This is a genomic window from Pseudomonas sp. TE3895, from assembly GCF_056278855.1.
This window is the reverse complement of sequence record NZ_JBWBQE010000001.1, coordinates 5684117-5694535: the sequence shown is the minus strand read 5'-3', so window position 1 is coordinate 5694535 and position 10419 is coordinate 5684117. Positions and strand designations below refer to the sequence as shown.

Annotated in this window: 8 protein-coding genes; 3 read left to right on the top strand and 5 right to left on the bottom strand. The window is 62.4% G+C overall.

All coding sequences use genetic code 11. The features are described 5' to 3' along the window. The first annotated feature begins 91 nt into the window (after positions 1-91). Positions 92-2644 (top strand): nitrite reductase large subunit NirB, encoded by a 2553-nt coding sequence (gene nirB, locus ACZ889_RS25730; protein WP_180689396.1) that lies wholly within the window; start codon positions 92-94, stop codon positions 2642-2644. Beyond that, entirely contained in the window at positions 2644-3006 is a 363-nt protein-coding gene (nirD, locus tag ACZ889_RS25725; protein ID WP_010952757.1) for a nitrite reductase small subunit NirD, read from the top strand. The genes nirB and nirD overlap by 1 nt, the downstream gene beginning before the upstream one ends. Positions 3007-3133: 127 nt before the next feature. On the opposite strand, the gene ACZ889_RS25720 is transcribed toward nirD, so the two are convergent. From ACZ889_RS25720 to ACZ889_RS25705, 4 genes are all read right to left on the bottom strand, one after another. Further along, the gene (locus ACZ889_RS25720; RefSeq protein WP_180689397.1) at positions 3134-4084 is read right to left on the bottom strand and encodes a 2-hydroxyacid dehydrogenase; all 951 of its coding nucleotides are present in this window, start codon (positions 4082-4084) and stop codon (positions 3134-3136) included. A 24-nt stretch (positions 4085-4108) separates the two neighbouring features. Continuing rightward, complete coding sequence (locus ACZ889_RS25715; protein WP_185280066.1) at positions 4109-4867, bottom strand: SDR family oxidoreductase; 759 nt, start codon at positions 4865-4867, stop codon at positions 4109-4111. Between the two features lie 18 nt (positions 4868-4885). Beyond that, positions 4886-5596 carry a fumarylacetoacetate hydrolase family protein gene (locus tag ACZ889_RS25710; protein ID WP_476257946.1) on the bottom strand — a complete coding sequence of 237 codons (711 nt, stop codon included), beginning with the start codon at positions 5594-5596 and terminating at the stop codon, positions 4886-4888. Positions 5597-5816: 220 nt separating this feature from the next. Further along, positions 5817-7157, bottom strand: a complete 1341-nt coding sequence (locus ACZ889_RS25705) for an MFS transporter (RefSeq protein WP_180689399.1) — start codon at positions 7155-7157, stop codon at positions 5817-5819. A 295-nt stretch (positions 7158-7452) separates the two neighbouring features. Between ACZ889_RS25705 and ACZ889_RS25700 the strand changes: the two genes are divergently transcribed. Beyond that, on the top strand, positions 7453-8382 hold the full coding sequence (locus ACZ889_RS25700) for a helix-turn-helix transcriptional regulator (RefSeq protein ID WP_180689400.1): 930 nt from the start codon (positions 7453-7455) through the stop codon (positions 8380-8382). 611 nt (positions 8383-8993) lie between these two features. On the opposite strand, the gene ACZ889_RS25695 is transcribed toward ACZ889_RS25700, so the two are convergent. Then, complete coding sequence (locus ACZ889_RS25695) at positions 8994-10316, bottom strand: hypothetical protein (protein WP_476257945.1); 1323 nt, start codon at positions 10314-10316, stop codon at positions 8994-8996. Between the last annotated feature and the right edge of the window lie 103 nt (positions 10317-10419).

Sequence of the window (10419 nt, the reverse complement as noted above, 5' to 3'; positions counted from 1 at the left end):
CGATCAACCGGGCCCCCTACCGTGATGAATACAGGCAAAGGCGCCTGGAGCTTCGGCTCCAGGCGCTTTTTTTTTGATCGAGGATCGGCTTATGAAGGCAACAGCGAGCAGCGGGCAACGAGAGCGACTGGTCATCGTCGGCAACGGCATGGTCGGCCACCATTGCGTCGAACAACTGGTCAGTCGCGGCGCCCTGCAGCGCTTCGAGGTGCGGGTATTCGGCGAAGAGCGCCAACGCGCGTATGACCGCGTGCACCTGTCCGAATACTTCGGCGGCAGCTGTGCCGAAACCCTGGCCCTGTGTGAGCACGATTTCTACGACGCCAATGGCGTGCACCTGCACCTGGGTGAGGCCGTGCTGGAGGTCGACCGCGAGCGCCGCGAAGTTGTCACTGCCGAAGGTCGCTATGGCTACGACCAACTGGTGCTGGCCACCGGCTCCTATCCCTTCGTGCCGCCGATCGAAGGCTCCAGCGGCAATGCCCGCCTGGTCTACCGCACCCTGGACGACCTCGATGGCATTCGTGCTGCCGCAGGCGGTGCCCGCCGGGGGGTGGTGGTCGGCGGTGGCCTGCTTGGCCTGGAAGCGGCCAACGCTCTCAAGTCGCTGGGGCTGGAAGCCCACGTGGTGGAATTCGCCCCACGGCTGATGCCGGTACAGCTGGACGGCGAGGGCGGTGCCGCGTTGAAGGCGCAGATCGAAGCGCTGGGTGTGGGGGTGCACCTGTCGCGCGCCACCCAGTCGGTCAGTGCCGGTGAAACCTACCGCTATCGCATGAACTTCGACGGTGGTGAGCACCTGGAAACCGACCTGATCGTGTTCTCCGCCGGTATCCGCCCACAGGATGCACTGGGCCGGGGCTGCGGCCTGGACATCGCCGCACGCGGTGGCGTGGTCATCGATAACCACTGCCGCAGCAGCGACCCACGCATCTTCGCCATCGGCGAGTGCGCCTCGTGGAACGGCAGCGTGTTCGGCCTGGTCGCCCCGGGCTACAGCATGGCGCGCAACCTGGCTGGGCTGCTGATGGGCGAGGCGGCGGTGGCGTTCACCGGCGCCGACATGTCGACCAAGCTCAAGCTGCTGGGTGTGGATGTCGGTTCGATCGGCGATGCCCACGGTGCCACGCCGGGCGCGCGCAGCTATCGCTTCATCGATGAAGCCAACAGCGCTTACCGCCGTTTGGTGGTGGATGCCAGCGGCAAGCACGTGCTCGGCGCGGTGCTGGTCGGCGACAACAGCTATTACGACACCCTGTTGCAGTACGCCCAGAACGGCATCGCCCTGCCGGCCGACCCGGCAGCGCTGATCCTGCCGCAAGGCGGTGGTGCGCCGGCCTTGGGCGCCGATGCGCTGCCCGACAGCGCGACCATCTGCTCCTGCCACAACGTCAGCAAGGGGGCGGTGTGCGCCGCGATCGACAGTGGCTGTAGCGACCTCGCTGCGGTCAAGGGCTGCACCAAGGCCGCGACCGGCTGCGGCGGTTGCGCGGCCCTGCTCAAGCAAGTCTTCGAGCACGAACTGACGGCCCGCGGCGTGGCGGTGGACAAGAGCCTGTGCGAGCACTTTGCCTACACCCGGCAGGAGCTGTACGGGTTGGTGCGGGTGGAGGGTATCCGCACCTTCAGCGAACTGCTCGAGCGCCATGGCAAGGGCCATCTGGGGTGTGACATCTGCAAGCCGGCGGTGGGCAACATTCTCGCCTCGTGCTGGAACCAGCCGATCATGGACCCGGCGCTGGTGCCGCTGCAGGACACCAACGACACCTTCATGGCCAACATGCAGAAAAACGGCACCTATTCGGTGGTGCCGCGCATTCCCGGTGGTGAAATAACCCCCGACAAGCTCATCGTCATCGGCCAGGTGGCCAAGAAATACGACCTGTACACCAAGATCACCGGTGGCCAGCGCATCGACCTGTTCGGCGCCCAGTTGCACGAGCTGCCGCTGATCTGGGGCGAACTGATCGAGGCCGGCTTCGAAACCGGCCATGCCTACGGCAAGTCGACCCGCACGGTAAAGTCGTGCGTGGGCAGCACCTGGTGCCGTTACGGCGTGCAGGACAGTGTCGCCATGGCCCTGCGCCTGGAAGACCGCTACAAGGGCCTGCGCAGCCCCCACAAGCTCAAGTTCGCGGTATCGGGTTGCACCCGTGAATGCGCCGAGGCGCAGAGCAAGGACATCGGCGTTATCGCCACCGACAAGGGCTGGAACCTGTACGTGTGCGGCAACGGCGGCATGCGCCCGCGGCATGCCGAGCTGTTCGCCACCGACCTGGACGACGAAACCCTGGTACGCCTGATCGACCGCGTGCTGATGTTCTACATCCGCACGGCCGACAAGCTGCAGCGCACCTCGGTGTGGCGTGAAAACCTGGAAGGCGGGCTGGACTACCTGAAGCAGGTGATCATCGACGACAGCCTGGGCCTGGCCAGCGAGCTGGAAGCGCAGATGCAGCATGTGGTCGACCAGTATGAATGCGAATGGGCCAACGCCCTCAACGACCCGGAGAAGCTCAAGCGCTTCCGTACCTTCGTCAACGACCGACGCGCCGACCCGGACGTGCACTTCGTGCGCGAACGCGAACAACGCCGGCCCGCTGCACCGCTGCACCTGATCCCAACTGTCGAGGAGGCTGTCTGATGAACCTGGCCAATGCTGCTGTGAACACGCAAGAAAACTGGCAGACGGTGTGCCAGGCACAAGACCTGGTGGCCGACTCCGGCGTCGTGGTTTGGCTCGATGGGGCCCAGGTGGCGTTGTTCTACCTGCCGGGGCAGGCCCAGCCGCTGTACGCGGTGGACAACCGCGACCCACGCTCCGGCGCCAACATCATCGGCCGCGGGCTGGTGGGCAGTGTGCAAGGTGAGTTGGTGGTGGCAGCGCCGCTCTACAAGCAGCACTTCAGCCTGCTGAGTGGGGAGTGCCTGGAGGATGCCGGGCAGAGGTTGCGGGTGTGGCCGGTGCGGTTGAAGGGGGAGGCGGTGGAGCTGGCGGTGGCCTGATACCCCTTTGCTGCCTGTGCCGGCCTCTTCGCGGGCAAGCCCGCTCCTACGGAATCTGCACCGCCTTCAAATACGGCGCTGCACCTGTGGGAACGGGCCTTCCCGCGAAGAGGCCAGCACGAGCCGACTAGATAACCAACCCCTGCGGCGTGCGTCCGGCAAATACATCCACCAGGCTGGCCACCACCATCTCGCCCATGCGCGTGCGTGTCTGTACCGTGGCACTGGCTCGATGCGGTTGCAGGACAACATCTTCGCGCTCGAACAACGCCTCGGGCGCTCGCGGTTCATCGGCAAACACATCCAGCGCCGCGCCAGCGATCTCGCCGGCCTGCAACGCCGCGACCAACGCGGGCTCATCCACCAGCTTGCCGCGTGCGATATTGATCAGATACCCCTCGTTGCCCAACGCCCGCAGCACGTCGCGATTGATCAGTGCCTCGCCCTTGTCAGCCGCCGCCGCGAGAATCAGCGCATCGCTGTCCTTGGCCAACTGCAGCAGATCTGCCTCGAACCCGTAGGGCACATCCAGCGCCTGTAGATCGGTGTAGCGGATCGGGCAACCGAAGGCTGCCGCCCGCTGTGCTACCGCCCGACCGACCCGGCCCATGCCAACGATGCCCACGCGCATGCCCGACACCTGCCGGGCCAGTGGCAGCGGTGCCAGCGGCGTGGTGCTGGTGGCCCAACGGCCGGAGCGAACGAAACGGTCACCGGTGCAGATCCCCCGGCACAAGCCGATCAGCAGGCCGATGGCAAGATCGGCGACGTCCTCGGTGAGCGCACCGATGGTCGCCGTCACCTGGATGCCGCGATCGCGGGCATAGGCCAAGTCTACCGCGTCGGTGCCGACGCCATTGACGGCGATCACTTCGAGGTTGGGCAGGCGCGCCATCAGCGCCTGGCTGATGCCGGTGTGGCCGCCGGTAATCACGCCCCGAATGTTGCTTGCATGCTGGCTGACGTAGGCCTCCTTGTCGGCCTGTTCGTAGTAGCGGTGTACGGTGAACAGCTGTTCCAGGCGCTCACGGATCTGCGGGATCAGGATAGGGCTCAGTTGCAGGACTTCTGGTTTCATCGGTCACTCCATCATAAACAGGGATCAGCCACGGCCAACGAACGGCATGTTGCTGGCCATCACGGTCATGTTCAGTACGTTGGCGTCGAGCGGCAGCGCTGCGATGTAGCGCACCGCATCGGCCACATGGCGCACGTCGAGCATCGGCTCGGCGGCGATCTCGCCATTGGCCTGGCGCACCCCACGGGTCATGCGCTCAGACAACTCGGTCAGGGCGTTGCCGATGTCCACCTGGCTGCACACGATGTTGTAAGGCCGACCATCCAGCGCCAGCGCCTTGGTCAGGCCCAGCACCGCATGCTTGCTGGCGGTGTAAGGTGCGGTGAACGGGCGTGGGGTGTGCGCCGAGATCGAGCCGTTGTTGATGATCCGCCCGCCTTGCGGCTGCTGGCGGCGCATCAGGCCGAAGGCGGCGCGGGCGCACAGGAATACACCATCGACGTTGGTGGCGATGACGTTGCGCCAGTTCTCCAACGGCAGCTCGTCCACCGGCACGGCTGGCGCGTTGATGCCGGCATTGTTGAAGATCACATCGAGCCGGCCGTGCACTTCTTCGATGGTGGCGAACAGCTGCGCGACGCTCTGCTCGTCGCGTACATCGGTGGGCACGGCCAGTGCCTCACCGCCTGCTGCCAGCGCCTGTGCAACCACGGCTTGCAGGGGTTCGGCGCGGCGCCCGGCGAGCACCAGGCTGAAGCCATCCTCCAGCAGGGCGAGGGCGACGGCGCGGCCGATGCCGCTACCGGCACCGGTGACCAGGGCGATTTTCTTGTTCTGGGTCATGTCGGGTCTCCGTCAGGTTCAGGCTGCGTTGGCTGTTTGCCCGGCAGGGCGGGGGCCGACACGCAGGTGCAGCTCGCCAATACCGTCGATCCCGGCGTGTATCGTGTCGCCCGGGTTCAGCGGGGCCACGCCGGGCGGGCTGCCGGTCATGATCAGGTCGCCCGGGCGCAGTGGCAGTTGGCGAGACAGCCTGCTGATCACTTCGGCCAATGCCCAGGTCTGCTGGCTGAGGTGTGCCCGTTGGCGGTCCTGGCCATTGACCTGCAGCCATAGGGACGCATCCAGCGGCCAGTCGCATTCGCTGGCGGGGACGATGGCGGTCATCGGTGCCGAAGCCTCGAACACCTTGGCGCCTTCCCACGGCAGGCCCTCGGCCTTGGCCTTGCGCTGGTGATCGCGACGGGTCATGTCTAGACCGGCGGCAAAGCCGAACACGTGCTCCAGGGCATGCTCGCTGGCGATGTTGGCGCCGCCTTTGGCGATGGCCGCGACCAGCTCGATTTCATGGCAGAACTCGTCGGTCTGCGGCGGGAAGGGCAGTTCGCCCAGTGCCTCGACCACGTTGCTTGCCGGTTTCATGAAAAACACAGGCTCCTGCGGCGCCGCGCCGTAGGATTCCGGCCACGGGTAGTTGCGGCCGAGGCAGAACACCCGGCCGACCGGGAAGCGCGCATCGCTGCCGCGGATCGGCAGGCTGACGATGGCCGGCGGGTTGAACAGGTAGGTCATGGGTGGATCCTCCGTACTGGAGTGGACAGCGTATCCAGCGGCTGGCCGGCAAAGTTGGACGAAAGCGGGGTTGGGTTGGACTATCCAAGGCACCTGTACCGGCCCTTTCGCGGCTAAAGCCGCTCCTACAGGGATAGCGTCAAACCCAGGGCCAATACCGTCCCCCCGTAGGAGCGGCTTTAGCCGCGAAGAGGCCGGTACCGTCAATACACGCCTTGGCTCAGCCCGCAGTCTTCAGCTCGATGCGATACAGCTTCCCAAGCAGCAGCGAGTAAGACAGTGTGCCCATCAACGCCACACCACCGATGAACCAGAACGCCATGGCGAACGAGCCACTGGCTTGCACGATCGTGCCGATCACGATCGGTGTGACGATGCCGCCGATGTTCGCCGCCAGGCTGGTAATGCCGCCGGTCAGGCCGATCAGCTCCTTTGGCGCCACTTCCGAGACGGCAGCCCACGACGACGAGGCGATGCCCTGGGCGAAGAACGCCAGGGTCAGCACGGCGATGCACAGCACATTGGAGTCGGTGAAGTTCACCAGCACGATCGACATCCCCAGCATCGAGCCCACCACCAGCGGCAGCTTGCGGGCAAACGACAGCGAGTAGCCCTTGCGGATCAGCAGGTCGGAGACGATGCCCGCCAGGAGGATGCCGACCGTGGCACCAATGAACGGCATGACCGCGAAGATGCCGACCTTGATCAGCGTCAGCTGGCGTTCTTCGATCAGGTAGGTGGGGAACCAGGTGAGGAAGAAGTACAGCGCCGAAGTGCTGGCGAACTTGCCCAGGCAGATCGCCCAGATCTGGCGATAGCGGAACAGTTCGGCAACCTGGCGCCAGTCGAAGCGGGTACGTTGCTGGCTGCTCTTCACCAGGCCACCACCGTGCTCGATATAGGCCAGTTCCTCCTTGCTGACCTTCTTGCAGTTCAGCGGGTCGCGGTACAGCACCAGCCACACGACGCCGAACAGGATGCCCACCAGGCCGGTGCTGTAGAACACGTGGCGCCAGTCATAGGTGGTCGCCAGCCACAGCAGCGCGCCGGTGAACAGCGCGGTGCCCAGGTACTGGCCACATACGTAGATGCTGCTGGCCATGCCGCGCTCGCGGGCGGGGAACCATACCGTAACCGCACGGCTGTTGGCCGGGAAGGCCGGGGCCTCCATGGCGCCGACCGCCAGGCGCAGGCCGAACAGCGAGGCGAAGCCACTGGCCAGGCCCTGGGCCACGGTGACCGCCGACCAGCTGATCAGCGACACGCCATAGGTCAGGCGCGAGCCGAAGCGGTCGGCAATGAAGCCAGCCGGTACCAGGGCCAACGCGTAGGTCCAGGCGAAGGCGGAGAAAATCAGACCCATCTCGACCTTGTCCAGGCCCAGGTCTTTGGCCATGAACGGCGCTGCGATGGAAATGTTCACCCGGTCGACGTAGTTGATGATGGTCGCCACCAGCAGCAGCGACAGCATGAACCAGCGGCGGCGGGTAGGCAGGCGCTGGGAAGGGGCCGCGTCCAGCGTGTACGACGACGCGGCGCGGGGGGTAGGCGTGCTCGACATGAGTCGACCTCGTTTGTTGTTGTTGGTAGAGGTTGGGCTGCAGTCCCTTTTCTAAGGTGGTCGTACAACGCGGTGAATGCAACGGGGTATTTAGACCGTTTTTCTCATTGGAGGCGGGGCAGTGCTGTGCTGTCCAAGAAATTTCTCAGCCGGGGTTTCGCCTGAAATATTGGTTGAATAGCGCATTATCAGAGGGCTGCGTGGATTTGCGGTTGCGCAGGTTTTTGCATAAGGGGTTAAATTGCAGAGTTTGGACGTCGTACAACTTAAAGCGCCTGTATCCCGGAGATTGCCCATGCCCCCCAAGCGCGAGGTTCCGACCTATGTCATGCAGCAGCGCAGCGAGCTGATGGATTTCTACATCCGCGACCAGCGCGGGCGTCCCGCCGAGACCGCGCCGCATCGTCATGAGTACTTCCAGATCCAGGTCAATCTCGGCGGCGACACGGTGCAACACATCGGCAGCGTGCAACGCCCATTCAGACGCAACACCCTGGCCTTCATCCTGCCGCACCGGGTGCATGTGATCCCGCATCCGGAGGACAGCAACTTCGTGGTGATCAATTTCTCCCAGACGTTCCTGCTGCCGCACCTGGCCTGCGACCCGATGGACCTGGAGGAAGTGTCGATCCTGCAGGCGCCGGAGCTGTCGCCGTTCCGCTTTCAGGAGCATCTCGACTTCTACCTGAGTGAGCCGGACTTTGCCGAGGTACGGCAAACCCTCGAGCGCATGCGTGCGCTGGATGCCAACCGCCGTTTCGGCACCCGCGAAATCCTCAAAGGCCTGTTGCTGCAGCTGATCGGCCAAGTCTGTGGCCTGTATGCCGAGCCGCTGCGCGAACTGGCCGACAGCAACGCGGCCCAGCTCAGCCGCCGTGCCGCGCTGGGCCGCATGAGCGACTACCTGCGCCGGCATATCGACGACCCCGACCTGAACCTGCAGAAAGTCGCTGCCGCCACCTATCTGTCGCCGACCTACCTGACCCACTGGCTGCGCAAGGAAATCGGCAAGACCTTCAGCGAGCTGGTGCTGGAGCGGCGCATGCACGCCGCACGCAACTACCTGCTCAATGGCAGCCGCCCAGTGGGCGAGGTGGCGCGGCTTTGTGGCTTTGCGGACGAAGCCTACTTCTCTCGACGTTTCCGCCAGATCCACGGCCTGCCACCTGGCCAGTTCCGACGCCAGCAACGCGACCCGGATACGCCGCAGGCGGCAATGCTTTAAGCCTGCCCGCTTCTGCCGTGGCGTACTACTGGTCCGGTTTCAGAGAGAGGGCGAGCAGGCAGGGGAGTCGGTAGCCCTGCTGTACGTCTTGCCCGCTCACCAGCATGCGCTGGTTGTCGGTATCGACTACTACCGAATTCTCGGCGGTATGGAAACCATCCTGCGGCGAAAACGCGCCCAACTGACCGTAGCCATAGGGGGGGTAAAGCGAGTGTCCAGTTGGCCGCTTGAGTGGTAGCGCACCGCCATGTTGAAGTCATAGAAACCACCGTAACCGATCAGGCCACCCTCGGCATTCTTGATTCGGACCTGGTATTGAGCTCCACTCACAATAATCGCTGAACACCTATTGAGCGATGCTTCGGCAGGATCGGCTACTGGCAGAAGTGACAGGTGCGTCAACGATCTGGACATGCAGGGCAGCCTGGCCAGGGCGGCCGATATCCTGTCGAGCACTTAAGTCTTGATACGCGTTGATGCTGCGTTGAAAACAGCCTCGGAGTGTTGGTTTACAGCCCGTAAACTCCGCTTTCTCGGCTGTTTTCGCCTTGCCTGACCTTCGCCTCAAGACGTTTATGCAGTCTCTGGTGAAGTGCCAGTTAGTCTCATTTTTATTGCTTCAATGAGACGGCAATGACACAAGGGGTGGAACCCGTCTGTATTTCCCGCCCCGCTACGAGTAGGCGTTGGCTTTCTGGCATTACCGTCGCGGAATGGCTGTTACCATAGAATCCTGGTTGCGACCCGATTGCCGTAAAAACACCGTAACCATTCGGCGGCACGAATGTAGTATCAAGTTGGCCGTCCAGACGGTAACGCACCGCCATGCCGCGATCGAAAAATGAACCATAACCTACCAGTTTTCCATCGGCCTCTGTCATATAGTCCCAGGCACCCTCAATGGGGAATAATACGACACGACCCTCGTTGAATTCTTTAGCAGGTTTTCCTGTGTAGTCTAGCCGATAGATCATGGGAGTACTGGTCCCTTCGGACCACACCTGGCCGTGGACGGTGATGCGCTGACTGGCGTTATTTAGCGTGAAATCATAAATGATAATGCCAGGCTTTGACCAATAGACCCCGTTGTCAGCGAAGCGCTGGTCGAGCGCTCCGGACAATGTCAGTGCTGCGATTCCGTTTATGCTCGACGAATCGTTGAAATAGCGCGTGTAGATGATGATGCGCACCTTCTCACCAACCTCCAGCATCTTAGGCGCCCCAATGACATAACGGAGGTCCGGAATAAGATCTTGCATCTTGAGGATGCCTAGCTTACCAAAGCTCTGGCGTGGGACACCTTCATGGGTGAGCACGAAAAGGATGGGAGCGTTTTCAAGGGAACCTGAGAAGATATAGTCGTTCTTGTAAGTGGTGAATTGGTAGAGCGTGATATCTTTAAAATTGAAAAAATTATTTAGGATGATGTATCCGTTGTTGCTGCCGAAATCAGTATCTGGCTTTCCGTTTGGCTTAAGCTTCCACAGGTGGGTGAAGCCTTGGGTTAGATCAATCATAGTGAGCAGGATGTGACCCTCCGCATCCTCGGCCATGTGCAAGAAACTATGATAATCAAAAACTGTGCTCAGGTCAGTCAGATAGACAAGACCTGTTTTGTTGAAAGACGTATCCAGCTCGCCATCTTTCAAGGTGCGAGCAATGAAAGGTTTCGTGCCGTTGTGGACGCCTCTCAAGTACGTTCGCTCGGGATAGTAGTTGCTTGCCAGGATTTGCGAAACCGCGTTTCTAGGATCCGCGGTAGGCTCGCCGATGTGAAGGTGACCTTTGTCGGCATAGGTTACGTCAATGGGCGCCTTGAGTTCCTGACTCTCGCCTTGGTAATCACGGGGGTTGTGTTGAGTCTGGGCAAAAAAAACCATATTTGGATGCATGATATGACCTGTCACTTGGGGAAGTGGTTTTTGCGATCTCATTTAATGCGATCCGGATGGTTGCGGGTACTGGCAAAAATGATAGGCGTTGGTGGTCGATGGATAACGATCCGGTCCTGGAGTTTGGGCTGCAACGGGGAGCACG

Coding starts and splice junctions, on each gene's coding strand:
- ACZ889_RS25710 (WP_476257946.1), bottom strand. CDS start 5,596: ATGACCTACCTGTTCAACCCGCCGGCCATCGTCAGCCTGCCGATCCGC.
- nirB (WP_180689396.1), top strand. CDS start 92: ATGAAGGCAACAGCGAGCAGCGGGCAACGAGAGCGACTGGTCATCGTC.
- ACZ889_RS25695 (WP_476257945.1), bottom strand. CDS start 10,316: ATGAGATCGCAAAAACCACTTCCCCAAGTGACAGGTCATATCATGCAT.
- ACZ889_RS25705 (WP_180689399.1), bottom strand. CDS start 7,157: ATGTCGAGCACGCCTACCCCCCGCGCCGCGTCGTCGTACACGCTGGAC.
- ACZ889_RS25720 (WP_180689397.1), bottom strand. CDS start 4,084: ATGAAACCAGAAGTCCTGCAACTGAGCCCTATCCTGATCCCGCAGATC.
- ACZ889_RS25715 (WP_185280066.1), bottom strand. CDS start 4,867: ATGACCCAGAACAAGAAAATCGCCCTGGTCACCGGTGCCGGTAGCGGC.
- ACZ889_RS25700 (WP_180689400.1), top strand. CDS start 7,453: ATGCCCCCCAAGCGCGAGGTTCCGACCTATGTCATGCAGCAGCGCAGC.
- nirD (WP_010952757.1), top strand. CDS start 2,644: ATGAACCTGGCCAATGCTGCTGTGAACACGCAAGAAAACTGGCAGACG.